Annotated in this window: 18 protein-coding genes and 2 pseudogenes; 13 read left to right on the top strand and 7 right to left on the bottom strand. The window is 70.7% G+C overall.

Annotation, left to right across the window (positions count from 1 at the left end; genetic code table 11):
- Positions 1-225 precede the first annotated feature (225 nt).
- Positions 226-591, bottom strand: coding sequence for a hypothetical protein (locus tag IPL40_02080; protein ID MBK8479953.1), 366 nt, complete (start codon positions 589-591; stop codon positions 226-228).
- Positions 592-1,866: 1,275 nt separating this feature from the next.
- Here IPL40_02080 and IPL40_02075 point away from each other — a divergent pair.
- From IPL40_02075 to IPL40_02065, 3 genes are all read left to right on the top strand, one after another.
- On the top strand, positions 1,867-3,252 hold the full coding sequence (locus IPL40_02075; protein ID MBK8479952.1) for a hypothetical protein: 1,386 nt from the start codon (positions 1,867-1,869) through the stop codon (positions 3,250-3,252).
- 148 nt (positions 3,253-3,400) lie between these two features.
- Positions 3,401-5,653 carry a fused MFS/spermidine synthase gene (locus IPL40_02070; protein MBK8479951.1) on the top strand — a complete coding sequence of 751 codons (2,253 nt, stop codon included), beginning with the start codon at positions 3,401-3,403 and terminating at the stop codon, positions 5,651-5,653.
- Positions 5,650-6,954, top strand: a complete 1,305-nt coding sequence (locus IPL40_02065; protein MBK8479950.1) for a DUF4147 domain-containing protein — start codon at positions 5,650-5,652, stop codon at positions 6,952-6,954. Before IPL40_02070 ends, IPL40_02065 begins: the two co-directional genes overlap by 4 nt.
- Before the next feature lie 45 nt (positions 6,955-6,999).
- Here IPL40_02065 and IPL40_02060 read toward each other — a convergent pair whose 3' ends face one another.
- Complete coding sequence (locus tag IPL40_02060; GenBank protein ID MBK8479949.1) at positions 7,000-8,085, bottom strand: endonuclease/exonuclease/phosphatase family protein; 1,086 nt, start codon at positions 8,083-8,085, stop codon at positions 7,000-7,002.
- A 126-nt stretch (positions 8,086-8,211) separates the two neighbouring features.
- Between IPL40_02060 and IPL40_02055 the strand changes: the two genes are divergently transcribed.
- Both IPL40_02055 and rpiB read left to right on the top strand, forming a co-directional pair.
- The gene (locus tag IPL40_02055) at positions 8,212-10,206 is read left to right on the top strand and encodes a hypothetical protein (GenBank protein MBK8479948.1); all 1,995 of its coding nucleotides are present in this window, start codon (positions 8,212-8,214) and stop codon (positions 10,204-10,206) included.
- Between the two features lie 3 nt (positions 10,207-10,209).
- The gene (gene rpiB, locus IPL40_02050) at positions 10,210-10,671 is read left to right on the top strand and encodes a ribose 5-phosphate isomerase B (protein ID MBK8479947.1); all 462 of its coding nucleotides are present in this window, start codon (positions 10,210-10,212) and stop codon (positions 10,669-10,671) included.
- 30 nt (positions 10,672-10,701) lie between these two features.
- Here the strand turns inward: rpiB and IPL40_02045 are convergent, their stop codons facing one another.
- Positions 10,702-11,439: a class I SAM-dependent methyltransferase gene (locus IPL40_02045; GenBank protein MBK8479946.1), complete on the bottom strand. Its 738-nt coding sequence runs from the start codon at positions 11,437-11,439 to the stop codon at positions 10,702-10,704.
- Positions 11,440-11,627: 188 nt separating this feature from the next.
- Here IPL40_02045 and pgi point away from each other — a divergent pair, with 188 nt between their 5' ends.
- From pgi to IPL40_02030, 3 genes and pseudogenes are all read left to right on the top strand, one after another.
- Positions 11,628-13,319, top strand: a complete 1,692-nt coding sequence (gene pgi / locus IPL40_02040; GenBank protein ID MBK8479945.1) for a glucose-6-phosphate isomerase — start codon at positions 11,628-11,630, stop codon at positions 13,317-13,319.
- Between the two features lie 5 nt (positions 13,320-13,324).
- Positions 13,325-14,304, top strand: a pseudogene (gene tal, locus IPL40_02035) (transaldolase).
- A 1,168-nt stretch (positions 14,305-15,472) separates the two neighbouring features.
- Positions 15,473-16,237 carry a GNAT family N-acetyltransferase gene (locus IPL40_02030; GenBank protein ID MBK8479944.1) on the top strand — a complete coding sequence of 255 codons (765 nt, stop codon included), beginning with the start codon at positions 15,473-15,475 and terminating at the stop codon, positions 16,235-16,237.
- Between the two features lie 886 nt (positions 16,238-17,123).
- Here IPL40_02030 and IPL40_02025 read toward each other — a convergent pair.
- The 3 genes and pseudogenes from IPL40_02025 to IPL40_02015 all read right to left on the bottom strand — a co-directional run bounded on the left by IPL40_02025 (position 17,124) and on the right by IPL40_02015 (position 19,930).
- Positions 17,124-17,978, bottom strand: a complete 855-nt coding sequence (locus IPL40_02025) for a hypothetical protein (protein MBK8479943.1) — start codon at positions 17,976-17,978, stop codon at positions 17,124-17,126.
- Between the two features lie 230 nt (positions 17,979-18,208).
- Positions 18,209-18,613: pseudogene (locus IPL40_02020) on the bottom strand (hypothetical protein).
- A gap of 570 nt (positions 18,614-19,183) precedes the next feature.
- On the bottom strand, positions 19,184-19,930 hold the full coding sequence (locus IPL40_02015) for a sugar transferase (protein MBK8479942.1): 747 nt from the start codon (positions 19,928-19,930) through the stop codon (positions 19,184-19,186).
- An 86-nt stretch (positions 19,931-20,016) separates the two neighbouring features.
- Here IPL40_02015 and IPL40_02010 point away from each other — a divergent pair, with 86 nt between their 5' ends.
- On the top strand, positions 20,017-21,531 hold the full coding sequence (locus IPL40_02010; protein ID MBK8479941.1) for a hypothetical protein: 1,515 nt from the start codon (positions 20,017-20,019) through the stop codon (positions 21,529-21,531).
- A gap of 17 nt (positions 21,532-21,548) precedes the next feature.
- Entirely contained in the window at positions 21,549-22,652 is a 1,104-nt protein-coding gene (locus IPL40_02005; GenBank protein MBK8479940.1) for a CpsD/CapB family tyrosine-protein kinase, read from the top strand.
- Positions 22,653-22,656: 4 nt separating this feature from the next.
- On the opposite strand, the gene IPL40_02000 is transcribed toward IPL40_02005, so the two are convergent.
- Positions 22,657-23,286: a hypothetical protein gene (locus IPL40_02000; GenBank protein ID MBK8479939.1), complete on the bottom strand. Its 630-nt coding sequence runs from the start codon at positions 23,284-23,286 to the stop codon at positions 22,657-22,659.
- A 132-nt stretch (positions 23,287-23,418) separates the two neighbouring features.
- On the opposite strand from IPL40_02000, the gene IPL40_01995 reads away from it, so the two are divergent.
- The 3 genes from IPL40_01995 (at position 23,419) to IPL40_01985 (ending at position 26,592) form a co-directional block, all read left to right on the top strand.
- Positions 23,419-24,837, top strand: coding sequence for a hypothetical protein (locus IPL40_01995; protein ID MBK8479938.1), 1,419 nt, complete (start codon positions 23,419-23,421; stop codon positions 24,835-24,837).
- Positions 24,838-24,938: 101 nt separating this feature from the next.
- On the top strand, positions 24,939-25,991 hold the full coding sequence (locus IPL40_01990) for an NAD(P)-dependent alcohol dehydrogenase (GenBank protein MBK8479937.1): 1,053 nt from the start codon (positions 24,939-24,941) through the stop codon (positions 25,989-25,991).
- A gap of 208 nt (positions 25,992-26,199) precedes the next feature.
- Entirely contained in the window at positions 26,200-26,592 is a 393-nt protein-coding gene (locus tag IPL40_01985; protein ID MBK8479936.1) for an OadG family protein, read from the top strand.
- Position 26,593 lies beyond the last annotated feature (1 nt).

Here is a 26,593-nt window from a genome sequence, read left to right as displayed (position 1 = left end):
CGAGAATCGAAGAGCGCTCCCTTTCCAGCCACCCTGAGTTCCCTGATGTGTCCTTAACCTGGTCGTGGAATCAATCACTTAAGGGGCCTGCGACTCCGGCACTTGAATTGCTTGTACATGCCACTTCGCGAACCAACCTCCGCCGCCTGGGTGGCGCGGAACGCTTGGCCAAAGGGGCTGCGGGAAGATGAATGGCTGCGGGCAGTAGATGTCCAGCGGTCCGGTTCAAGGAGTGCTTTCATGATGTTCAGGTGCAAGACGGGATTGATTGCCTCGCTGCTCGCCACCACCGCGCTTGCCGGTAGCCAGCAGGCCTCGGCCGCCCAGTTCGATCTCCTCCAAGCGCCGACGGTCGTCGGGGATGCGGTGCGCCAGCGGACGGATTCGGCCGATCTCACTGCCGATGCCACCGATGCTCTCGCGAGAACCCTGGGTTCGCAGGAAGCGCCGGCTTCGACAACAGCGCGGACGCGGCTGGCAACCCTGGACGTGTTCTTGAGGAACCCAGAGGTCGCGGGAATCCTCAAGCGTGTGCTTTTCGACCCAAAATCCGAGGGGACTGAGCATCCAAAATCCGACGGGACTGAGCATCGTGTCCTCGCTCTGTTCGCGTACGGCCCGAACCTCATCGTGCATGAGTACCCCCTCGAAGACCCCCTCAAAGGCATCGGAAGTGACCGGCCGTCCGTTTCGCCAGCGCGCGTCGTCCACTTGCAGTATGAGCGGCGCGTAGCTTCTGCCGGCCGACGGTCTGAGCCAGCGCCGCCCCCCGACCTCGCGGCTCTCTGGTGCGCAGGGGCTGAGGGATTCCACCTGGCTGCCACCAGCGAAAAACCCGTCAGCCCGGCCACCGGCGCCCTCCGTGAGTTATTCCGCATGGTTGAAACGGGCGTGGAAATCGCCCGGCCCACGCCCGGCGCTGTAGCCCTGCTTCGATTGTATCCTCAGCAGCCCACACGCCTCCAACGGCGGAAACGAGGGGGGACCTCCCGGCCGTCGGCCCTGAACTTGTTTGCACGCAGAGCAAGATAGCGATGGCAGACACAAAGCTGAACGAAGCCCCCCGATGACCTCAGACTCCGTGCACAAGTCCCGGCGCCCTTCGCGGCTGAAAGCCTTCATCTCGGCGACGACCTTGGTCGGCGTCGCCACTATCGTCGTGCTGCCCGTGGCTCGGACGGCGGCTGCGCGACGAGGCAGTGCGGCCCATTCGCCTGCTGACCGCAACGCCCGAAATGCGACGGTCGCCTCGGGCAGCGCAGCGCGGGCGAGATCAGGCCCCCCGCGCGTGCCTGCAGCAGCGCAATCGATCGCTCTCCAGCCGCCCTCTAACGGTGAGGCATCGGCGGCCCTTCGGCCGCGCCATGCGCCTAAAGACGGGCCTCGCCGCGCTGCCCCTCGGCCACGCTCAGCGCACCGCAAAGGGCATGGCGAAGCTGCCAAGCGCTCGGGCGGGAAGTTCCCCCGCCGCCGGCGCGACGAAAGCCAGCTTTCCCGCCTGGTCCATCAACTTCGAGGCGAGGGCGACCATGCCCATGCTGCGACCCTCCAGGCAGCATGGGCGCATGAGGCGAAGAAGCCCAGCGGCCGTCAGCGGGTGGCGGCGCTGGTCTTGCAGCAAGCGCTAGCGAGACAGCTGCCGGTTCAGTAGGAGCGGGTGTGGCGGGGCGGGGGCTGGAGCTTCGCTGGCGGATGAATTATCGGTCGCTGCTTCGTGGCGGCGGGCGCCGCCGCCCTCTCGGCGGGGGCTGCGCGGCCCTTGGGCTAGCCGTGGCTTGTCTTGTGCTGGTCTCTGAGGCCCGCGCGGCTCCCTTCTTTCCACTCCCCTCAAGAGCCGTAAAGACCGGGCTGCAGGCGCTGGGCCTCGTGGCCGCGCTCACCGGCACCGAGCCACCCCACGTGCTTGCCGCCCGGCAGGTGCTCGACCAGGTCTTCCCGCCGCGAGCGTTCGCCGGTCGAGGGCGGGCCGCGCTGGAGACCCGCGATGTCGTGATCGAGTTTTGCCTGCGACGGGTGCGCGCCTTCGACGGCGACGCGATCGACCGCGTCGCTGCCGAGGCGACGCGCGGCGCGGGGCTGGACCTGCCCCTGCGTGCGTTGGTCGCCGGGCTCCAGTCGCCGGTGCTGGCCAAGGTGCTCCAGGCAGCGGCCGAAAGGCGCCGCGGTACGGATCCGCTGCTCCGAACGCTGCTCCGCGACTACCGCCATAACGCCCCGGCCCTCGGGCGCCCGCACAACCTCGGCGAGCTTCGGGCCCTGCTCGCCGAGCACGGCGTCGACAGCTCCGCAGCAGTTGAACGCCACGCCACGGCCTCGATCGCCACGGTCTACAAGATCACGCCAGCTGAGGGACCACCGCTCGCGCTGAAGCTGCGGCACGCCGAGATGGCACGCCTGATCGCGCGCGATCGCGCCGACTTCGCGGTGGCGATGCACACCCTCGGCTCGTCGGCGAAGACGCGCTGGGTGATCGAGCAGAGCATCGGCTTCCTCGAGGGCGAGGCGCGGGGAAGCGAGGACCAGCGCGCCATGCAGCTCGCGCGCGAGGCCTATGCGGCGGCGAAGCTCCCGTGGGCGAAGGTGCCCGAGCTCTTTGCGTCCTGGGACGGCGGGCAGCTGATGAGCTGGGCGCCCGGCGTGCATCTGACGGACCTTCCCGTGGCACGGCGCTCCGCGACGGCCTCGCGCCTCCTTCAGGTCTTCTTTGCGCCCTGGGGCCACGCCAGCGCCAGCGGCGACTCGTCGATTCATTGCGACCTGCATCCCTCCAACCTCCTCGGCGAGCTCAGCCCCGGCGCCGACCTCCCGATTCAGGTCCTGGACCATGGCCTCGCGGTCACGCTCTCGAGCCAGGAGCGCGAGGACTTCGCCCAGTTCTCACGAGCGATGTTTGGCCTCAGCCTCAACGACGCCGCGCGAGCGGCGGCCAGGGCGCTGGCGCCCTTTGTCGGTGGCGTCGCCGCCGAGGGGACGATCCTTCGCGGCGAGGGCACCCACTGCGAGCTCGCGAGCGCAATCGAGCCGATCCTTGCCGCGACCCTGCGCGCGCATCCGCTCGATCGCCCGAGCGCCATCAAGGAGGCGCTCATGGCCATCGGCAGCGCCGACGCGCTCCTGCTCGACCCTCGCGTGAGCGCCATCGGGCGGGGTGTTTCGGTGGCCCTCAAGGCCTTCCAGGAGCTCGGCGGAAACTCGCTGCAGGTGCTCTTGGACGGCGAAACCCGCAGGGTCCTCGCGCCGCTGACCCAATAGCACGCGGCGCGCTTCCGGGGCGCGCATGGCGGCCCAACCCAGGCGCGTGCTAACAGTGCAAGGCTTCGATTTTAGGCCTAGCGACAGCCGCTATCAGCCCGGTCCTCGAGGGCCCGCCCCGCGGCGCCTCGCGAGCCTTGGAGGAGCGATGGTCCGCCTGCGTTTGCTCGCGCCGCTGCTGACGCTGACCGGCGCCGCGTCGTTGATCTATCAGGTGGTCTGGTCGCGCCAGCTCACGCTGGTGCTCGGCAGTACGTCGCGGGCGATCGCGCTCGTCCTCGGCACCTTCATGCTCGGGCTGGCGTTGGGTGCTTGGCTGATCGGGCGCATCGGAGACCGCGTGGCGCGGCCGCTGCGGCTCTTCGGCTGGCTCGAGCTCGGGGCGGCAGCGACGGCCTTGGGTGTGACGGCCGCGGCCCCCTGGCTGCCCCGCCTGCACGAGCGGCTGCCCTACGGCGCCGTCGCCACGCTTGCGCTGCTGCTGCTCTTGCTGCCCACCGCGTTGATGGGCGCCACGCTGCCGACGATCTTGGCCTATGTCGATCGCGCCCAGCGCGACCCCGAGCGCACGCGCCAGGCCGTCAGCCCACTCTATGCGGCCAATACGCTCGGGGCCGTCCTCGGGGCTCTGGCCGCCGGGTTTCTGCTGATCGGGGCGCTCGGCTTCTGGGCCAGCGCCTGCGTCGCTGCGGCCCTCGAGCTGCTGGTCGGGCTCACAGCGATCGCGCTCGACCGTCCCGTCGCCGCGCTGCCGCGCGAGGCCCGCGCTTGGCCCGCCGCGCCGGCCGCGCTGGCGCTCTTCGTCTCGGGCTTCGCCACGTTGAGCTACGAGATCGTCTTCACGCGGCTACTGCTGCAGGGCTTTCTCGGCACCGCGTTCGCGTTCACGATCATCCTCGCCGCGTTTCTGGCCGGTCTCGCGCTCGGCGCCGCCCTGACGCCGAAGACGGCTTCGGCCACCACCACCCCGCTCGGCGTCGCAACCGCGCTCTCGGCCCTGCTCGCGATGGTGCTGGTGCCGCTTGTCGTGCTGACCCCAGAGCTGGTCGAGCTGATCCGCGGGCGCGACGTTCGCTTCGGCATGCGCCTCCTGACCTTCAGCGGCCTCGCGAGCGCGCTTCTGGGCGCACCGGCCGTGGTCTGGGGCATGGTGTTTCCGCTGGCGGCGCGCAGCCTCGTTTGCTCGGGTCGCGCTGCCGCGACCTTCGGCGGCGCCTACTGGATCAACACCCTCGGCGGGCTGGGCGGATCGCTGGTCACAGGCTTTCTGCTCTTGCCGCTGGTCGGCGCGCGCGGGGCGTTGCTGGCCGTCGCCGCGGTCCAGGGCCTCGTCGGCGCCTGGCTCGTCGCGCGCGAGCGGCGTTGGCCAGTCGCCGCGGTCGCCCTCGGCATCACGCTGGTCGGCGTCGTGCTCGCCTGGCCGCCGCGCGTCGGAGCCCAGCTCGGCGTCGGCACGCCGGTGCCGTCGCATCTTGTGGGGCGGGAGCAACAGCAACGGGTGCTCTGCTACCGCGAGGGCGAGGCTGCCACCACCATGGTGCTGCAGCATGTCGTGACCAGGCAGCGCGCGCTGGTGCTCGACGGCTTCGGCACCGCCGCTGATGGTCCCGGCACGGGCTACATGCGAATGATGGGGCACCTTCCGCTGCTGCTCCATCCGCGCCCGCGGCGGGCGCTGGTGATCTGCCTCGGCACGGGGGCGACGGCGCGCGCGGCCGCGAGCTGGCGCGGCGTCGCGCTCGACGTGGCGGAGATCAATCCCGACGTGCTGGCCTGCAGCCCGCATTTCACCCCAGCCAACGCGACCCTGATGCCGCGGGTGCACCTCGCGGACGGGCGCACCTTTCTGCAGCGCAGCAGGCAGCGCTACGACGTGATCACCCTCGAGCCGATGCCGCCGCACTTCGCCGGCGCCGTGAATCTCTACAGCCGCGAATACTACGAGCTAGCAGCACGGCGCCTGAGCGCCAAGGGGCTGATCGCGCAGTGGGTGCCGCTGCACCTGCTGGCACCGCAGGATGGGCGGCAGATCCTCGCCACCCTGCAGGCCGTCTTCCCGGCGACCTACCTCTTCATCATGCCGGGAGACTGGACCGGCATCGCCCTCGGGGCGCGCCAGCCCCTCGAGCTGGCGCGCTTGGACGCCCGTCTGCCCCACGCACCCCAGGCCTTGCTCGAGCTGGGGCTGAGCGCCGAGCGTTTGCGGGCCGCGATCGTGTTGGACCCCGAGGGCGTGCGCCGCTACGCGCGCGGCGCCGCGCTGATCACCGACGACCGCCCGCGGCTGGAGTACTCGGGCATCGACCGCGTGCTCGGCCGCTTCGGCAGCGCGCGGGGGCTCCTGCGCTTCAACCTCTCAGAGGTCTTCGCGGCCGCACGGCCTGCGGCGCGCCGGCCTTGAACGAAGGGGGCCCCTGGGCGGCCGCAGCCAGCACGCCACGACCGGCCTCCCTCGAGCGACTCCGAGACGACGCGGCGCGCATCATCGCCGAGGCGATCCAGGCTGCGCTTCCGGGCCCGGCGGTCGAACGCGCCCTGGCGCTGCTGCCGAGCGCGAGCAAGGTGCGCCTGGTCGCTTGTGGCAAGGCGGCCTGGACGATGGCCGCGGCGGCGCGCGCCGCGCTCGGCCCGCGCCTGCATGCCGGACTCGTGATTGCGCCGCCCGGCCATGCCCGCGGCGCGCTACCGCCCCTCGGGCTCCACGAGGCCGCCCATCCGCTGCCGGATGCCAGCAGCCTCGCTGCTGCCGACGCCCTGCTACGCCTGCTCGCCGAGCGCGCGGACGACGAGCTGCTGCTCTTCTTGCTCTCGGGCGGAAGCTCCGCGTTGCTCGAGCGGCCCCTGCCAGGCGTCTCGCTAGACGAGCTGGTAGAGATCCAACGGCGCCTCTTGCACTGCGCTGCGGACATCGTCGCGATCAACACCGTGCGCAAGCACCTCTCTGCGCTGAAGGGCGGCCGCCTCGCCGCATGCTTCGCCCCGCAGCCGGCGCTGGCGCTGATCCTCTCCGACGTGGTCGGCGATCGGCTGGATACGATCGGCGGCGGACCGCTCGCCGCGGATGCCACGACCAGCGCCGACGCGCAGCGGATCGTCGCCCATTACGGCATCGCGCTCTCGCCCTCTGCCCGCGAGGCGCTCGCGACAGAGACGCCCAAACAAGTCGACCATGTAGCGCTGCAGGTGATCGGCAGCGTCGGCCTGCTTTGCGAGGCGGCGGCGCGCGCTGCAGCGCGGCTCGGCTATCGGGCCGAGGTGCTGACCACGACGCTGGGCGGCGAGGCGCGCAGCGCGGGCGCCGCATGGGCGGCAACTGCGCGCGCCCGCATGGGCGAGGGGAAGGCCGAGCGGCAGCCCTTGGCCCTGATCGCCGGCGGGGAGACGATCGTGCTGGTGCGCGGCCGAGGACGTGGCGGGCGCAATCAGGAGCTGGCCCTCGCCGCGGCGCTGGGCCTCTCGGGCGTGCAGGGGGTGGTGATCGCCGCAGCGGCGAGTGACGGCGTCGATGGGCCGACCGACGCCGCTGGAGCGATCGTCGACGGCATGACGCTAGCGGAGCTGAGCGCGCGCGGCCTCGACGCCCCCGCCTGCCTCGATGATAACGACAGCTACCGAGCGCTCGACGCCGCCGGGGCGCTGCTGCGCGGCGGCGCCACCGGGACCAACGTCAACGACCTCGCGCTAGCGTTGCTCTCCGCCTAGCCGGCCAGCGACCGCGCGCGACTCGCACTGAGCAACGCTAACGCCCTAGGGCCGGCTGGAACCCAAGGTCGCGACCACGGGCAGGTGGTCGGAGAAGGCCCCCGTGTGGACCATTTCGTAGTCGACGATCGGCAGGCGGAGATCGACGAAGAGGTAGTCGAGCCGTCGCGTGGGCGCGAGGGTGGGAAAGGTGAAGTGGCGCGGCTCGTCCGCGACGTAGGCTTCGGGGGGTGCCACCTCGACGAGCCCCGGCAGCCGGCGCAGCGTGACGAGGGTGTCATCACGCGTGTAGTCGTCTTCGGGGGCGTCGGGGAAGCCCGCACGCCGCCGGGCCTCGGGCGGCACGCTGTTGAGGTCACCGCCGACCAGCAGCAGTCGCTCGTCGGCGACGTCGCGCAGGCGGTCGGCCAGCTCGGTGACGACCCGCAAGACGAGCTGTGCCTGCGCCCCACGGTTCGCGGGGTCGAAGGCCTCGAGGTGATTGTTGACCACCCACAGGCGCTGCTGGCCGTCGCGCAGCTGCACGAGCTGCGTGTAGCGTGAGAGGTAGAAGGGTCGATACCACCAGGGTTGAGCCGCGGGCTTGGCGTGCAGCAGCACGCGATTGGTGACGATCGGAAAGCGACTGAGCACAGCGCCGCCCGAGAGCATGCGGCCGTAGTGCTCACGCAAGGGCCAGTAGGGATAGGGGACGTAGCGCGCGCGCCAGCTCAGGGCGCGCGCCCCGTAGCGCAGGCCGCTGGCCCGGGCCAGCGCGGCGAGCTCATCGAGGCCGTGGCTGCGTCCGGATCCGAAGTCGACCTCCTGCAGCAGCACGATATCGGCGCCGCGGGCGCGAATCAGCGCCCCCATCCGCCGCAGGTGGTCCTCGTAGGTCGCGCGCGCGACGGGCGGATTGTGGCCCGGGTCGGGGTCGGTGCCGCGGGCCCAGGCGAGGTTCCAGGTCAGCACCCTCAGCGCTCCGTCCCGCGCGGCCGCCTCGCCCGCCCGCGTGGACGCGTCGCCGGGGCCGCCGAAGTCGACGACCTCCCCCTCCCTTTCACCGGCCGCCAGCGTGCCCGCGCTGGCCCAATAGAAGAGCCCCGCGGCCAAGATCAGCAGCCCCGCAAGCACACCCAGGAGGCCCAGCACAGCTCTCCTCGCGCAACGACACCGCATCGTCTTGTCCTTCGTCGCCCCGCCCTCGAGAGCAGGCCTGAGCCTGCTCCCTGGTCCAGCCACTTCGCGCCGGGGGCCGGCAACGATACCATGCGGCCGATGCCGCCTGGCTCCGCCCGCACCACTGCTCTTGCCGCCGTGCTGGTCATCGCGGCCGTCGTGCTCAGTGCCCCATGGGATCTGAGCGATCGCGACACCTATGCCCGCCTCGCCATCGGCCGCCTGATCGCGACGACCGCCCAGGTGCCCACCACCGATCCCTTCACCTTCACGCGCCCGCAGCATCCCTGGAGCAACCCGGAGTGGCTCGGCGATCTCGGCTGGTACGCGGCCGAGCGCGCCGGCGGCGAGCGCGCCGTGGTCGCCTTGGCGCTGACGCTCGCCAGCCTCGGCTGGACCCTCGCGCTCTTCGCGACCGTCGCGCGCGGCGCGCACCCGCTGCTCGCGGCGACGCTGCTGCTGCTCGCCCTGCCCGCGGCTGCCGAGACGCTCACCGCGCGCAATGCGCTCCATGCGCACTGGCTGATTCCGCTCGCCCTGCTCTTGCTGCAAGGCGCCGGACGCAGCCGCCGACGACTGGCCGCGCTGGGGCTCCTGGCGCTGCTCTGGGCCAATCTCCATAGCTCCTTCATTCTCGGCTGGCTGCTCACCGGCGCCGCCTGGCTCGAGGCCAGGTGGGGCGAGCAGCGCGATCGCCCCGCAGCCCAACGCCTCGGCTGGCTCTTGGCCGCTCAGCCGCTGCTGGCGCTGCTCGGGCCCCAGGGCCCGCGCGTCTACGCCCAGCTCCTCGAGCACCTGACGGGCGCGTCGATCTACCGCGGCGCGCTGCTCGAGTGGCGCCCACCGGCTGAGGTCGCCTCGGGACTGCGCCTCCTGCCCCTGCACCTGCTGGGGCTCCTCGCCCTTCTCAGCTTTTTGCCGCGCACGAATCGCCGCGGGCTCGGGGGCCTGCTGCGCGTCGGCTGCGGCCTGGCCCTGGCCCACGCCTCACAGCGCTTCGTGGCGCTGCTCGGTCTGCTCGTCGTCCCGGACCTCGCTGCCAACGTGCAGCGCGCCTTCAGCGCGCGCTGGCCCGCGAACCCGTCGCGCGCGCTCCGCCGGGTCAGCCTCGCCCTCGCGGCGCTGGCGCTTGGAATCCTCCTGCCAACCACAGTGGAGCGCCGCCGCAACCCGGCCCCGCCCATCCGCGCGCGCAGCGACACCCCGCGCGCGGCCGCGCGCTACCTCGCCACCCATGCGCCAACAGGCGCGCGGCTCTTCAACCCCTACAACGCCGGCGCGTATCTGCTCTGGACCGTGGGGCCGCGCGTGCAGCTCTACATCGATCCGCGCAACAACCTTGGAGCGCCGCTGCTGCGCCGCTACCTTTACAGCTTGCTGCCCAGGCCCGACGCCTTCGAGGCCGAGGCCGCGCGGCTCGCCTTCGACCTGGTCCTGCTCGATCTCGGCGACGGCCGCTTCGGCCCGCTTGGAGGGCACCTCCGCGGGCTCGGCGGCTGGCTTCCGGTCTTCTTCGATGGGCGCTTCGCCCTCTACGCGCGGGACGCCGGGCGGACGGCCCCGCTCGCCGAGCGCGAGGCGCTCCGGGGTGTCGCCGCCGCGCTCGACTTCGACGACCTGCTGGCGCCCGAGGCCCCGCTCCCCGACCTGGCCACACGCGCCCGTCTGCGGCAGGACGCGCCGGCCTTCGCGCGAGCCCTCGAGGGCTTCCTGCTGCTACGTGCGCACGGCGGGCCACCGCCGCTGCTGCGGCCGCTCGCGCCGATCGATCGCGTCGCGACCCTTCGCGCCCGGACGCTGCTCGCAGGCGCCCTGCCCCGGCTGCCGGCCTCGGCGGCGCTGCTGAGCTATCTTGCCACCACCCACGCTCGGCTCGGCGAGGAGCGCGCGACGCGCGAGGTGCTGGGTGTCGCCAGGACGCTCTTCGGCGACGACCTCCACCTCCTCGCGCTACGGGTCGAGCTCGCCCGCCGCGAGGGGCGCCCGGCCGCAGCGCGATCGCTGCTGGCGCAGCTGGCCGAGTTGGGCTACCAGGGACATCCACTGTGGGAGCTGCTGCGCCAGGCGGCGCCTGCGACCAGCTCAAGGGAGTAGCGCGTGCGCCTCGTCATTGGCTCCGATCACGCCGGCTATCCGCTGAAGACCGATCTCTTGCGCTTCCTGCGCGAGCAGGGCCACGCGCTGATCGACGTCGGCACGCATGGCGCCGAAGCGGTGGATTATCCCGACTACGCGGCGCTGGTGGCCGCGCGGATCAAGGATGGCTCCGCCGAGCGCGGGCTGATGATCTGCGGCAGCGGCGTGGGCGGGGCGGTGGCGGCGAACAAGATCGCGGGCATCCGCGCCGGGCTCTGCCACGACATCTACTCGGCGCACCAGGGCGTCGAGCACGACGACATGAACATGCTCGTGCTGGGCGGTCTGGTGATCGGCCAGCTCCTCGCGCGCGAGCTGGCGCAGGCCTTCATCGGCGCGCGCTACATCGACGAGGAACGCTACCACCGGCGACTGGAAAAGATCCGCGCGCTGGAGCAGCGCTATCGTCTCCCGCCGGCCTAGCGCGGCGAAGCGCGGCGCCGAGCCCGACGCTCAGACCGCCTTGCACCAGAGATGGCCCGTGCGGATCTCGTCGATCTGCAGCAGCGCCTGCTGATACCAGGGCGGGTCCCAGGGGCTGTCCTCGGCGTATTGGATCACCCGCAGCCCAGCGTCGCGCAGCAGATGCTTCCACTGGCGCGAGGACTGGAAGCAAACCCCGACCCCAGCGGTGTTGGCGCCCAAGCGGCCCGCCAGCGGGGCGAAGCGCCGCGAGGACGTGAGCAGGAAGATCGCGCGGCTGGGGAGGCTGTCGATCCAGCGCCCGTTATAGATGTTCTCGAAGATCGAGACCCGTCCCCGCGGACTGAGCCAGCCGCGGCAGAGGCGCAGCGTCGTCCGCATATTGGCCTGGGTGCCGCGGTAGGTTCGCGTCACGAGGTGGTGCAGCAGCAGGTTGAGGCAGATCAGGTCGAAGGGGCCGTCGAGCTGGCCGGCTGCGCCTTCGACCGCGGCGCAGACCAGGCGCTTGCGCTCGTGCGCCTGATTCTTGCCGAGCAGCAGCTCCGAGGGCTCGAGCACCGTCCCGCTGCAGCGCGGGTATTGGGCCAGCAGTCGGTCGGCGAACTTGCCGTTGCCGCCGCCGACATCGAGGAAGCGGAAGTCGCCGGCGGGGAAGTCGCGATCGACGTTGACCCGCACGTAGCCCCAGGTCTCAGCGTCCATGTAGTCCTGATCGAAGGCCGCGAGCTGCGCATCGTCGAGCTTCTTGGCGTCAAACACGGCGTCCACGACGATGATGCCTCCCCTTGCGCCATGCTGGGCCACGGAGCGTAACGAGCCGGCAGCACGCTGTCCATGATCCCGGCGCGCGCGACGATCGCGCGCACACGATCGCGCAGACCTCTGTCGCCGGACCTCTCGACGGACGGCGCGCGGATGACTATGCTGCCCCTCCCTTGCAAGTGAGGTAGCGTCCCGTGCCTAGACCGACCGCTCTGCCCGCCTGGCAGGCCCTGCGAGCACACCACGACGAGCTGCGCGACGTGCATCTGCGCACCCTCTTCTCCGACGACCCCGGTCGGGCAGCACGCTTTTCGCGCCAGCTCGACGACCTGCTCTTCGACTTCTCGAAGCACCGCATCACGGCGCGGACGCTGGAGCTGCTCGTTCAGCTCGCGGAGCAGGCGGAGCTCGCTTCGGCGATCGAGGCGATGTTCGCCGGCGCGAAGATCAACCGCACCGAGGACCGCGCCGTGCTGCACGTCGCGCTGCGCAACCGCAGCAATCGGCCGATCCGGGTCGACGGCGAGGATGTGATGCCTGGCGTCAACGCGGTGCTGGCGGCGATGCGCGCCTTCAGCGACCAGGTGCGCGACGGCAGTTGGCGCGGTCACGGGGGCGAGGCGATCACCGACGTCGTCAACCTCGGCATCGGCGGCTCCGACCTCGGGCCGCTGATGGTCTGCGAGGCGCTGCGCCCCTACGGGCATCCGCGCCTGCGCGCACACTTCGTCTCCAACGTCGACGGCACGCACATCGCCGAGACGCTGCGGCGCCTCGACCCGCAGACCACCCTCTTCATCGTCGCCTCGAAGACCTTCACGACCCAGGAGACGCTCGCCAACGCCCGCAGCGCGCGCGCGTGGCTGGTCGAGCGGCTCGGCAGCGCGGCCGCCGTGGCGCGGCATTTCGTCGCGATCTCCACCAACGCCCGCGAGGTCGCAGCCTTCGGCATCGATCCGGCCAACATGTTCACCTTTTGGGACTGGGTCGGCGGGCGCTATTCGCTGTGGTCGGCGATTGGCCTGTCGATCGCGGTCTATGTCGGGATGGACCACTTCGAAGCGCTGCTCGCCGGGGCCCACGACATCGACGAGCACTTCCGCGGCGCGCCCTTCGCCGACAACCTCCCGGTGCTGATGGCCCTGCTGGGCGTCTGGTACCACAACTTCTTCGGCGCGGAGACGCACGCCGTCCTGCCCTACGACCAGTCCCTGCACCGCTTCCCGGCCTACCTGCAGCAGGGCGACATGGAGAGCAACGGCAAGAGCGTCGACCGTGAGGGCCTGCCGATCAACGACTACACGAGCGGCCCGGTGATCTGGGGCGAGCCAGGGACCAACGGCCAGCACGCCTTCTATCAGCTCCTGCACCAGGGCACGCGCCTCGTCCCGGCCGACTTCATCATGCCCGCGCTATCACAGCATCCGCTCGGCGAGCACCACGCCATGCTGCTCGCCAACGGCCTGGCGCAGGCCGAGGCGCTGATGCGGGGCAAGACGGCGGAGGAGGCGCGCAGGGAGCTGACCAGCTCGGGCCTCGACGAGGCGGAAATCGCGCGGCTGCTGCCGCATAAGGTCTTCGCCGGCAACCGGCCGACCAGCACGCTGATCTTCCCCCGCCTGACGCCACGGACACTTGGGCGGCTGATCGCCCTCTACGAGCACAAGATCTTCGCGCAGGGGGTGATCTGGAACGTCTTCAGCTTCGACCAGTGGGGGGTCGAGCTGGGCAAGCAGCTCGCGAGCGCGATTCTACCCGAGCTGCAGGGAGCGGCGGCAGCGAGCGCGCACGATGGCTCGACCCGCGCATTGATCGACCACCTTCGGCAGCTTCGCGCGGCCGCAGAGAATGGGGCGGCCGACGGCGCTGCGACGACAGGGAGGTGATGGTGATGGCTCCGACGCTCCTCGAGCAACTCCGTCAGCTCTCGGTCGTCGTCGCCGACACCGGCGACCTCCGCGCGATCGAGCAGCATCAGCCACGCGATGCGACCACCAACCCGACGTTGATCGGACAGGCCGCGCGCATGCCCGCCTACGCCGAGGTCGTCGATGAGGCGCTACGCTGGGCGCGCCGTGAGGCGGGGCAGCCGCCCCAGCCACGGCCCTCGTCGCGTGGGCGATCGATCGCCTGGCGGTAGAGTTCGGCGTGCGGATTCTCGGGTTGATACCCGGTCGCGTCTCGACCGAGGTCGACGCGCGCCTCTCGTTCGACGCCGCGGCAACAGCGCACCGAGCCCGCGGGTTGATCGCCCAATACGAGGCCGCGGGCATCGGCCGCGAGCGGGTGCTGATCAAGATCGCGGCGACCTGGGAGGGCATTCGCGCCGCCGAAGCGCTCGAGCGCGAGGGCATCCACTGCAACCTGACGCTGCTCTTCGGGCTGCACCAGGCGATCGCCTGCGCCGAGGCGGGGGTGACCCTGATCTCGCCCTTTGTCGGCCGGATTCTCGACTGGCATAAGCAGGAGACCGGACGCGAGAGCTACCCGCCCGAGGAAGATCCCGGCGTGCTCTCGGTCTCTCGCATTTTCGGATACCTCAAGCACTTCGAGTACGAAACCGAGATTATGGGCGCGAGCTTTCGTAACAGCGGCGAGATCTGCGAGCTCGCCGGCTGCGACCTGCTGACGATCGCGCCCAGCCTGCTGAAGGAGCTGGCGAGCCGCAGCGGTGAGCTGCCCCGCAAGCTCGATCCGGCCCAGGCTCGCAGCACGCCTGTCGAGAAGATTCCCATGGATCACGGGATGTTCAACAAGATGCACGAGGCCGATCGGATGGCCACGACCAAGCTCGCCGAGGGAATAGAGAGCTTCACCCGCGCGCTGGTCGAGGTCGAGACGCTGCTCGCGGAGCGCTTGACGACCCATTGACGGGCGGCAATGATTTTCCGCGCATATGTGAAGAAGAACACACTCGCAGGACATCCATATATTGGTGCGGGTCTTGCCAGATGCGCGGCTGCGTGGTCACGCTGGCCGCGTCCTTCGGTCGCCCGTGAAGAACCCTCGAGTCGCCCTTGATCGCTGATGAGACAATCGACGTCAGCCTTGGCCGCCATGGCCCAGGGGACGCGCGCGACCCATCGATGAGCGCCCGTTGGCGCCCGGTGCGCCCCATGGGCATCGCTGTCGGGATGCTCCTCGTCGTCTGCTGCCCACCACCGTCCGCGACGGCTGCCGACCGGGCGCACCTGCCGGCCGTGAGCACAGGCGCCGACCAACACCCCTATTACCCGCTCCTCCCCGGCAGAGAACTCAGGTACACGGTTCGACGCTTCGGGCGTGACGGCTCCGAGCAGCCGGCCGAAGCGCGGGAGGTTCTCCTCCGGGTCGAGCAGCTCATCCCAGGCGCGAAGAGCGGGACCATGGTTGCCTCAGTGTTGCAGTCGGCGCAGTCGCTCCGGCCTCGAGCGAACCGAATTCTCCAACAGCTCGAGACGGTTCCTCCACACATCACGCTCACTCCGATTTCGGCCGCCGGAATCCACCAAGATGCGGTTGACTGCAGCGCCGAGCTCGGCCCGGTGACCCTTCCGCGCAGGCTGTCGCGGACAGCCAGTTGGAGCTTCGAGGTACCGGATCCCGCCGATCCTGCCAGGCTCAGCCTCCTCTCGGAGTGTCGCGTCACCAAGCACCGGCAGCCGGTCGCAATCCCGGCAAGTGCGTTGCGCGCGGGCAGGAATCGCGGGCGGCAGGGAGCCCCGCCGACGGCACCTGCGATCGTCGTCGAGGAGCTGAGGCGCTGTGTGGCCACTTGCCCGCCGCGGTCTCGTGGTGGACTCAATGGCAACCGGGAATTGCCCGCAGAACGCAGAGACAAGGCGCCGACCCTGCGCATTCTCTGGTATTACGTCGCGGGCCTCGGGCCGGCGCGGTGGGAGGTCTCGGAGCGCGCAGCGGCGCGACGAAAGCAAGGCCCACCCTCCTGGCACCTCCTGGCCGAAGGCACCTTGACGGACTTCACTGAGACAGCTGGCGGGGACCATGGGCTGCAAAAGCCGGTAGCAGCCGCGCCGAAACCGACTGGAGACGCTACCTAGTGCTTCGATACTTCACCAAGCTCGTGCTGTGCACCACCGTCGTCCTGCTGTCGACGCGCGGCACGTCGACCGCACATCCGCTGCTGACGGCCGCCACGGGCGGGGAGGCGACCCGTTGGGGTGGAAAGGTCCTCCCACGGAGCCGCATCGTCCGCCCTGCAAGGGGCCGCGGCCTCTACCGCCTTGGACGTCCGTCGAGCGCTGCCGACGTGGAAGCAGTCCACAGCCTCCATCAGTCGCTCTTCAAGGGCCAACCCGAGTGGGGCGCACGCGTCGAAGCTGACACCTCAAGCGCGCGTGTGCTTCGGCATCTGGCGGGCCACCCAGCTCGAGGGATCCGAGTCGAGCAGATCATCGGTGAGATGCTCCTGCTGCACACGTTAGCGCGCGGCACCGTTCCGCCCTTCTCCTACCTGGCCTCTGTTTCCGTCCACCCAGCGCTGCAGCGTAGAGGCCTCGGCGAGCTGCTGGTCGAAAGCGGAATACGCGAGGCTCAGAAGCTCGGAGCTGAGAGCCTCTACCTCCATGTCCGGGGCACGAATGAGGCCGCACTTGGACTGTATCGCAAGCTTGGCTTCGGGCAATTCGCGCCCGCTAGCGCGCACGCGGACCAAGCCACAAGTACCCCGGCCCCCTTCCCCATCGATCCCGAGAGTCCTCTGCTGCTGATGCGGCTGGCACTCCAGGAACCGCAGTTGGCCCCTTCCCCGGCGAATCGGTCGCCCGCCAGCCACGCGGAGACCCGAGCGTCGGCCCCGCAATAGAGAACCGAGCGGATAGATCAAGCGGGTCCTTCTTGCCTGTCATTGGCCCTGCAGGTCGGTGATCTGAAGACCGACGACGGCGGCCACCGACGAAGGTCGCAGGTCGTTTTCCCGGGCACGGCAATAGCGCGCGCGATGGTCTTGGACGCGGTCGACGCGGCCGAGCGGAGGCTCGACCCATCGTGCTGGGGCTTGGCTCCAGCTCTTGAGCCAGGCCGTAGCGCAGGGCAGTTAGCGCAGCGTGCAGGGGTGCCTCGTCCGCCTCCTCGCCGGTGTGTTGAAAATCAGAGGGGCGGCCCTGGGGGCCGCGAGCTGGGCGCCCGGGAACCGTGGAGCGCAGCGCCGACGAGCCGGCGGTCCGCTCGCCGTCACCCACCACAAGGTCGGGCTGAGCACACCGTCCCCCAGAAATGAGGCGCGAGCACCGCGAAAGGCACGGGCTGCTCGCTGCCCCCTTCGAGGGCCGCGGCACCGCCCGCGCGTGGCCGACCTGCTTCGCCGATCGCCACCCTCAAACCACTCCCAGCACGCGACCTGATCGGTCCGCTGGGGCGGCCCTGACGGTGCCACCTCGCTGGTTGTTCCGCGGTCGCCGCTCGCCCGCTGCGCCAAGATGTTTTACCAACACGTGCCTCTGCCGCGGCGCCCCGCCGACCGCTGGCCGCGGCCCAATGAAGCTCCTCTGCCACGACAGGATCGCAGTTGCCGCGAACCGGCTCGGAGGTGGTTCGTTCCGCGCTGGTCAGCGGGCGTGCCGGCCAAGGCCGTCGTTCGGGCTCCCGGATTAGGGGCGGCTTCAGGAGGCGAGGGGCGTAGCCCTTGCGATCCGCTAGCTCAGGAGGAGGCGCGGCGCGTCAGCGGGTGACGTACCTCAGCGGGTGCTGCATCAGGGGTTGACGCACTCGCCATTCGTGCAGGCCTGGCCCGTGTCGCAGGGCGTGTCGCAGTCGCCGCAGAAGCGCGGGTCGCTGTTGACGTTGACGCAGCGGCCGGAGTCGGCCGGGCACTCGCTGAGCCCCTCGCCGCAGACACAGAGGCTAGCCACGCACGCCTGCTTGGCCGTGCACTGCGTGGTCTCACCGCAGCTCGGACCGCAATGCAGCGGGCTCGTATCACCGTCGTAGCAGGCATCGAGGCAGAAGAAGCTGTTGCGGGTCTCCTCACAACGCAGCACGCACTCTCCCCCGAGGCAGCGCTCATCGGGGCCACAGGTCGTGCCGCAGGCGCCGCAATGCCGCGCGTCCGCCTGCGGGTCGACGCAGCGCCCGCCGCACATCCGCCCGCCCGACCCGCAGTCCGCCCGGCACTGGCCGTCGACGCAAACCTGCCCGGCCTGGCAGGCCGTGCTGCAGGCACCGCAGTGCTGCGCATCGCTCTGCAGGTCCAGGCAGCCGGCCGCACCCGCGCAGCGCGCCTTGCCTTCGGCACAGCTGCACTGGCCCCCCTGGCAGACCTCCCGCGGCGCGCAGCGCGTGCCGCAGGTTCCGCAATTGGTCGGGTTCGTCTGCAGCTGGACGCAGCCCCCCGGACACGGCGACGTATCGCAGGTGCCCGGACAAAACTGCGGGCCATCGACGCAGAGCGCCCCACCACCCAGCAGGCAGCTTCCGCCGACACAGACCGAGCCGGGCGCGCAGGGTGCGCCGCAGCGCCCGCAATGCGCCCCATCGCTATTGATGTCGATGCAGCGCCCGTCGCAGGCCTCGAGGCCTGAAGGGCAACGACAGGTGCCCCGAGGCATTGCGTGTTGTTGGGGCAGACAGCGCCGGGCTCGCCGCAGTTGGCGTCGTCGGCGCTGCGGTCGACGCAGCTCCCGTCGGGGTTGGCGTCGAGGCCCGCCGGACACACGCAGTTGCTGTTGCTACAGACCTTGCCGCCGATACAGACACGGCCACACTGGCCACAGTTGGCCTCGTCCTCGGCGCGCGAGACACAGCGCCCGTTGCAGGTATTGGGCGCCTCAGCGGGACAGGCGCATTGCCCCGTCGTGCAGACCTGGTCGGCCGCGCACTTGTTCGCGCAGGCGCCGCAGTTGTTGCGATCGCTGGCCAGCTCGACGCAGCTCCCGCTGCAGCTCTGCAGCCCTGCGGCGCATTGGTTCGAGCAGACCGAGGCGCCGGCCTCGGCAGGCGTGCACAGCGGCGTGCCGCCCTGGCAAGCCGTATTGCACGCGCCGCAGTGCGCGGGATTGCGGCTCAGGTCGACGCAGAGCGGGCTCTCACCGCTGCCGCAATTGGTCGTGCCCTCAGGACAGCCACAGGCGGATCCCGAGGTTCCCACCAGGCAGGCCTGCGTCGCCGCGCAGACCGCGCCGCAAGCGCCGCAGTTCTTGGGATCGTTGGCTAGGTCGAGGCAACGCCCGCCGCAGAAGCTCAGCTCGGGCGGGCAGCGGTCCTGGCAAAGGCCGCCGACACAGGCCTTGCCGCCCGCGCAGGGCCGGCCACACCCACCGCAGTGGCTGGGATCGCCAGCGCTGTCGACGCAGCTCTCGCCGCAGCGAACGCCCTGCCGGCGCGGATCGAGCGCGCAGGCCACGACGACCGGAGCGGCATCGCCGCCGGCGTCCCGTCGCACCACCTGCGCGTCTGCCGCCCGGCTGTCGCGCGCGACCACGGCGCTGTCGCGCCCCCGCGCCGCGTCCATGCCCCCGTCGCGCCGCCGGCCGCCGTCCTGGCTGCTGTCGCTGCTATCCGAGCAGCCCGCGACGGAGAGCGAAGCCAGCGCGAGCAGCGCCCCGCCTCCAAGCAGTCGCCTCCCCAAGGTCAGTGAGCAACGGGTCTGCAACACGGCAGCCTCCTCGGGCGGCCAGGGAGCCGCCGACAATTGGCACCAGCGTTCGGACTGGGAGCGGTGACCCTATGGCATTCGCCCGGCGCTTGCCACGGAAATTGCTCCGCGCGCGCTGGACCGCGGGCGAGGGTCGAGGCCGGCGTGGGGCGTGCAGACTCAGCGACCCACGCCCCGCAGCATCACCAGCGGCGTGCGCAGGAGAATCAGCAGCTCCAGCGCCGCCCAGCTGCTGAAGCGCTCCATGGCGGCGACATAGGGCAGGTCGTAGAGCAGCTTGACGCGCATGTCGTCGGCCTCGACCTCGACCTCGTCGCCGCCGTAATCGAGACCGTAGGGATTGACGAGCTGCTGGAGCTGCCCGAGCAGGGCGCTGTCGCGCAGCGGTCGGCCGCTGTAGCCGAGCGACACCTGTGCATAGCCCGTGATCCCCGGCTTGATGTCACGCATCCGCTCCTCGAAGAAAGGAATGGCGAGCGCGAGGTTGACGACGAGCTCGGGTCTCTCCGGACGCGGTCCCACCAGGCTCATCTCACCGCGCAGGACGTTCCAGAACTGCGGTAGCTCGTCGAGGCGATAGCGGCGGAGCAGGCGACCAACGCGCGTGATGCGCGCATCATCGGCAGTGGCGAGGATCGCCCCCGTCTTCCGCTCAGCATCCACGACCATGCTGCGGAACTTGAACATGTCGAATTCTTCGAAGCTTGGGTCCGAGCCAGGCGGGCGCGAAGCGTCAAGGTCGTCCCGCAGGCGCCCGGCGCGACGCTGGCGGTAAAACACGGGACCCGGACTGTCGAGGCGGATCGCCAGGGCCAGGAGCGGGAAGAGCGGCGCCGTGAGCAGCAGGCCGGCGCCCGCCCCGACGACGTCGAGCACACGCTTGACGATCCTCACACTCCTGAGCATTCAAATCTCGCCGTTCAGCGGGCCCGGCGGCCAGTTGCATGGCCACCGCAAGGACAGTAGCATCACCGGCGCAGGTTGAGGGAAGGATGAGCCAAGCCGATCAGGATCGCATCCATGGTGCCGGCGATCAGCTCTACCAGCTGGCGTTGCTGCTGCGCCGCAGCAGCCGGCACCTCGGGAAGGGCTTAGTGCTGAGCCTGGTCGGGATCGGCGTTGCGGCGGCGATCGCGTTGCTCAAACCCCGCATCTACGTCTCCGAGACGGTCATCCTCTACCGCCAGATCATTCGGGCCAGCTACCTCGGTGGGCCCGAGGCCACGGTCGATGGGCCGTCAAACGACGTCGGCCTGCGCATGCGCGAGCTGCTGATTGCCCGGCCGCGGCTCGAGCGCCTAATCAAGCGCCATGGGCTCTACCCGACGGTCGTGCAGCGCCGCGGCTACGTCGAGGCTGTCGACCGGTTCCGGAGGGCGATCGAGTATCGCGTCGGCGGCGGCGACACCTTTCACATCGCCTTTAAGGGACCGAGCGCGGCGCTCACTCAGCGCGTCACGCGCGACCTGGCCGAGTCGCTGATCGAGGAGGAGCTGCGGCTGCGCAGCGAGCAGGTCAACGCGACCCAGAGCTTCCTCGAGGTCGAGACCAACCGACTTCAGCGCGAGCTCCAAGAGCGCGAGCACTCGCTCGCGCAGTTTTTGGCGGACCATCCCGAGTTCGCGCAGGAGCAAGTCTCGGGCAGGACAGCGCTTGATCCCGGCGCGTCTGTCCGGGCCGCCCAGGTGCGGCAGCAGGCCGCGGCGCGCCGCGGTGACGCCTCGGTGCTCGCCCTCAGGCGCCAGGCCGATCGCCTGCGCAGTCAGCTCGACCTCGGCAGCAAGGTCGTCCGCCTGCCGCCCGACCCCGAGCTGCTCGCCGCCAAGGACGGCGCTGACGAAGAGCTCCGCGAGGCGCGCAGCAACCTGGCCCGCGCGCAGTCCGAGTTCACCGAGCGCCATCCCGATGTCGTCGCGGCCAAACAGCGGCTTCGCGCCGCCGAAGGGCGCGTCGACCGCGTGCGCCGAACGCTGGCAGCCTCAGCCGCCGTGCGCAGGCCCACCACCTCCGTCGATCGCGAGACGCTGAGGACGGAGTTGGCGAGCATCGAGCGCCAATCGGCAGGCAGAGCGGCGCGCGGCGCCCCCTCCGCCGCTGATCTGGGTGCGGCCCACAGCGGCGAGAGCAAGGCCGATCGCATCGTCGCGCTGGAGACCGAGTGGAACGGCCTCAATCGCCAGGTGCGCGACGCGCGCGAGCGCTACCTGCGCCTCGAGGGGCAGCAGTTTCGGGCCTCGATCGAGGCGACCTCCGAGCTGACCGGGCAGGCCTCGCAGCTTCGCATCATCGACCCGCCCTTCCTGCCGGCCAACCCATCCGGCGTCGGGAGATCGGCCGTGCTCGCGGGTGGCGCGGCGGTGGCGCTGCTGCTGGGCCTCCTGCTGATGTTGGCGCTCGGCTCGATCGACGAGCGCATCTACGATCGGACGGACGTCGAGCGCGGCGGGGCACTGGCGGTGTTGGTCGAGGTTCCGCGGTTCTCGGGCCGCGCGCTGCGCGAAGAGTAGACACTGTGGATGACCCATTGAATAAGGGCGCCGTCGGCGCTGGGGGCAGGCGGCCGCTGCCCACGCGGCCAACCGAGCGCGTCGCGGCGCCGACCGGCGCGCGCCCGACGCCGCGGCCACCAGGGGCCCCCTTGACCAGCGCTCCCTTCGACTTCGAGAGCATGATTCTCCCCGCCCAGGCCTCCGGCGCCCGCGCGCCGGATCCCTTTGGCCGCCCCCCAGGCGGTCGGCCGACGCCAGCCGTGGGCAGCGCGCTGCCGCCAGCGAGCGCCGCGGCCCTGACGTCGCCCGCGCATGCCGCGCTCGCACCCGTCGTGGCAGCGCCGAGCACCACCGCCCAGGCCATCGCGCCCTTCACGCCCACCGAGCCCGAGCACTTCAGGCGCACGCTGATGGCCGCCGCGCGCGGCACCCCCGAGCGAAGAGGCGAAGCGAGCGCCGTCGGCCGCGCGCTCGTCACCTCGATCGTCGCGACCCCGACCGAGCTGCGGCGCCGCGACCCCTTGCTCTGCGTGGCGACCGACCCTGAGTCGCCGCAGGCGGCGAGCTTCCGCGTCCTTCGCTATCGCCTAGCGGAGCGGGGCGACCCGCGGGTGATCGTGGTCACCAGCGCCGAGGCGCGCGAGGGCAAGACCACCTGCGCGATCAACCTGGCGCTCTCGCTCGCCGAATGCGGTCGGGCGCGGGTGTTGCTGCTGGAGGCGAACCTCCGACGACCTGGACTGGCTCGCAGGCTCGGCATCACGCCGCCGCGCTGCGTCGCACAGCAGATCAGCGACCACCAGCAGCATCCCTACGGGGAGCCCTGGCAAGTGGCGGAGGTGACCTCCCCCTGGCTCCACGTGCTGGCCGTCGACCACACGAACTTCACGCAGCCGAGGACCATCGACGAGCCCGCCCTGGCGCAGGCGATCGGCGAGCTGAAGCAAGTCGGCTACGACTATCTGGTGCTCGATGCCCCACCGGTGCTCGGGACCGCCGACGTGAACCTCCTGCAGGAGCTTGCCGACGGGGTGCTCTTCACGCTGCTCGCGCGCCGCTCGAACGCGCGGGCCCTCGGGCGCGCCCTCGAGCAGCTCGCCGGTGCGAAGGTGCTAGGCAGCGTGTTGCTGGGGCGCTAGCGCCTCAGCCGGTCAGCACGACGCCGAGGTTGAGGTGCGGCGGCAGCTCGTCGCGCATCCGGATCAGCTCGGCCTCGCTGGAGCGGCCGGCCCGCGCCACCAGCGCCACGCCGTCGAGCAACGCGGCCGCATTCAGGTGATCACCGAAGCGATCGAAGCCGCTGAGGTCAACCAGCAGATAGGTGAAGCTGCGCCACTGCGCGTTGAGCAAAAGCTGAAGCTGCCGCACCCCGGCGCCCGGTTCGCCCGCATGCGGCGGTATCAAGAGCGCCAGCGACGGCCCGATCCAGCGCTCGACAAAGATAGCGCGCTGGGCCTCCCCCGCGTCGTCCGGCTCGGAAGGGGCAGCCGGTCCCCCGGCGCCCTCGGCAGCGAAGGCGGGATAGCGAACGTTGGCGTCGATCACCGCGACGTTGGCCCGCGTCAGGTGCACCAGCGCCGCACCCAAGCGCAGCGCCAAGGGCGGCACGGCCACGGTTCCGTCACAGGGCCAGAGGCCGATCGCGTGCCTGCCGCTGCGCTTCAACCGGCGTGCGATGCTGAGGCAGGCTGCGGCAACCTCGGGTTCCGCGTCGATCGGCAACGCCAGCGAGCCGAGCGATAAGAGCCTCTCAAACAGTCCGGGCAGGGCCATGGCGCCATCGTATCAGCGATTCGGCAGCGCGCTGCAGCCGCCGCGATCTTGCTGCGGGCGTCGACAGTGGAAGCTGACGCGGCGAACCGGGGCTGGGTCACGCGACCGCAGCGACTATGCTATCGTGCCCGCGTGAACCGGGCGGGATCACTGCTACTCTCGCTGCTCCTCGGGGCGATGGCGCTGGGCCGCGCGCCGGCCGTGGACGCGCGAGCGCGCCTGCTCTCGACCGGGCGTGTCGGCATCGGGATGACCGATAACGTCGACCTCAGCCCGCGTTCGAGCGACGATCCGGGAGCGCGCACCGCCCAGGGTGACGGATTTGCCGAGGTCGAGCCGGGGCTGCTGCTGGCGCTCGGCGACGCTCGCATGGCGCACCAGCTCGGCTACCACTTCCTGGCCATGCTCTTTTTCAACGAGAGCGTCGTAAACGCCTATGCGCACCGCGCCGATTGGCTCTCGTTCTTCGAGCTCGGCGAGCGTCAGCGCCTGCTGCTCAATGCCAATGTCTCCTACGGGCGGCAGAACACGCTGACGCTGCTCAGCGCCGCCTCGGCCGGCGTCCCCGCGGCCTATCGGTCGGGCCGTGATCAGTTCTTGAGCTTCGAGGCCGCGCAGGCCTGGTTCGTCGATTTTGCCGCGCCCTGGACGCTGGAGCAGAGCCTGCGCGCGAACGCCTTTCTGCCGCAGGACACCCCGACCCAGCCCGCGACCCTGACGGCCGAGGCAGGACTCGCCCTGACCCGTAGCTGGGACAGGGTCCAGCTCGGCGCCAGGTTGGCGCAGGAGTACACGGCCACCTTGGCCTACGACCCGGCGCCAGCCGATCCCGATCAGCCGGCTGAGGAAACCCCGCCGCAGATCCCGGCGACGCACCTGATGGTCACGCTCCTCTTCGCCACCGGCGCCTACGAGTTCGACCCCGACTGGCGAGGTGAGCTACGCCTCGGCGTCTTGCGGGCGGCCGCGGCCGACGACGCGAGCGCTCAGCTCTTTCATCCCGCGGCGTTTGCCGCGCTGCGCTACGCCACCAACGAGAGCGAGGCCGAGCTGAGCGTCGGCCACACCGTGCGGCAGAACCTGTTCCTCGCCGACACCTTTCTGATCGAGGATGCGCGCCTCCGCGGCCGGATACCGCTGGCCGCCTCGAGCACCGAGGCCCCGCGTTGGCTGCTCGAGGCGAGCGTCGGCTACGAGCACGGTCAGGTCGTCGATCTGGCGCGGGGGACGATCGGCTCGACCCGCGTCGAGCTGCTGCTCGCCGACGCAGCGCTGCTCTGGCGCATGGACACCTGGATGGAGTGGTCGCTGCGCTATCAGTTCAGCTACCAGAGCCCGCTGGGCGGAGCGTTGGCGTTGCCGGCGATCAGCCGACACCTCGCGTTGGTCTCCGCCACCTTCCGCTACCCAGCCGAGCGAACGCCGACGCTGCAGCCGCGCGAGCGGCTCAATCCGAGCGACCCAGCGCCGTGGCAGAGCGTGCTCCCGGGCGAGCGTCCGACCCCACCTCCCGAGGGCGGTGCCGCTGACCCGCTGGACCGCCGCCAGTAGGCGCCGCAGGCCTGCGGGTGCCACGGCCGCACCGAGGTGGCGCGGTCGCCAACGCAGGGGAAGGCCGAGACCTGCGGGAGACCGCAGCAAGAGGAGAAACGATGTTCAAGACGCCCGCCTATGCGGCCCACCTGGCCCGCAGCCCCCTCGCGCCCTTCACTGTCGAGCGTCGTGAGCCACGGGCGCACGATGTGCTGATCGACGTCCTCTTCTGCGGCGTCTGCCACTCCGACATCCATCAGGCCCGCGACGAATGGAGCGGCGCCCGCTTCCCGATGGTGCCGGGCCACGAGATCATCGGACGCGTCCGGCAGGTCGGCGCGGAGGTCAAGGACTTCGCCGCGGGCGACCTGGCGGGCGTCGGCTGCATGGTCGATTCGTGCCGGAGCTGCGAGCCGTGCAGCCACGACCTCGAGCAGTTCTGCCAGCAAGGCCCCGCCTTCACCTACAACAGCACGGAGATGGATCGCCGCACGCCCACCTACGGCGGCTATTCGCGCTCGGTCGTCGTCGACGAGCGCTTCGTGCTGAAGATCCCCGCCGGTCTCGACCCGGCGGGTGCTGCGCCGCTGCTCTGCGCCGGGATCACCACCTACTCGCCCCTGCGGCAATGGAACTGCAAGCCCGGCGACCGCGTCGGCGTGGTCGGCATGGGCGGGCTCGGTCACATGGCGCTCAAGCTCGCGGCGGCGATGGGCGCCGAGGTCACGGTGCTGAGCACCTCGCGGAGCAAGGCCGCCGACGCGCGGCGCCTGGGCGCCCACGCCTTCGAGTCGACCCAGGACGCGACCACTTTCCAGCGGCTCGCCAGCACGCTCGACCTGCTGCTCGATACGGTTTCGGCGCCGCATGACCTCAACCCCTATCTCGGCCTGCTGCGCCCGCACGGGACGATGGTCCTCGTCGGCGTGCCGCCCGAACCGGCTCCCGTGCGCGCCTTTTCGCTGATCGGCGGCAATCGACGCCTGGCGGGCTCGCTGATCGGCGGCGTCGCCGAGACCCAACGCATGCTCGACTTCTGCGCTGAGCACCACCTCGTCTCGGAGGTCGAGGTGATTCCCATCCAGCAGATCAACGAGGCCTATGAGCGCATGCTGCGCGGTGACGTCCGCTACCGCTTCGTGATCGACCTCGCCAGCCTTCCCCCGGCCTGACGCCAGGAGGCGGGGCTGATCGCGAAGGCGCCCGTCAAGGACTCGCCCCGGACAACGCCAGGGTTGAATATCGTGCGTGGACTATGCGAGAGGTAGTCGCGCGATCCGTCACGCCTGCGCTGGCGTCACCGCGCAGTGGGCGCACGCCCGGGCCGCAAGGTACACGGGAAGGTACATTGGCCGATCGCGCCGGGAGCGCTGCAGAGTCATGCTGACAGATCGCACAGACGCCTTGATTGAGTCGTTTTGGCTCTTGCTCGTGGGCATGGGCGGGGTCTTCGCCGCGCTGCTGCTGCTGGCCACCGTCTTCGCCGCGCTCAGCGCCCTCGACCGACGGCTGACGCGCTGGCGCACGCGCCGCGCCGCCGAGCTCGCCGCCGCAGCGAACCCTGCGGCGCACTTAGGCGATCGCGAGCAGCCCGAAGACGAAGAAGAAGAGGCGCTCATCGTGGTGCTGGCTGCCGCGGCAAGCGTCGCGCTGCAGCGGCGGGTGACCGTCCGCGCCGTGCAATTGCTCGGCCCCAGCGCCAGCAATCCCTGGGCGAGCGCGGGCCGACTGACGATCATGGCCTCGCGCGCCATCAACAGAAGGAAGGGGTAGA

Source organism: Pseudomonadota bacterium (genome assembly GCA_016711215.1).
Taxonomy (GTDB): Bacteria; Myxococcota_A; Polyangia.
The sequence above is the reverse complement of the archived record's forward strand: the minus strand, read 5'-3'. Positions and strand labels throughout refer to the sequence as shown.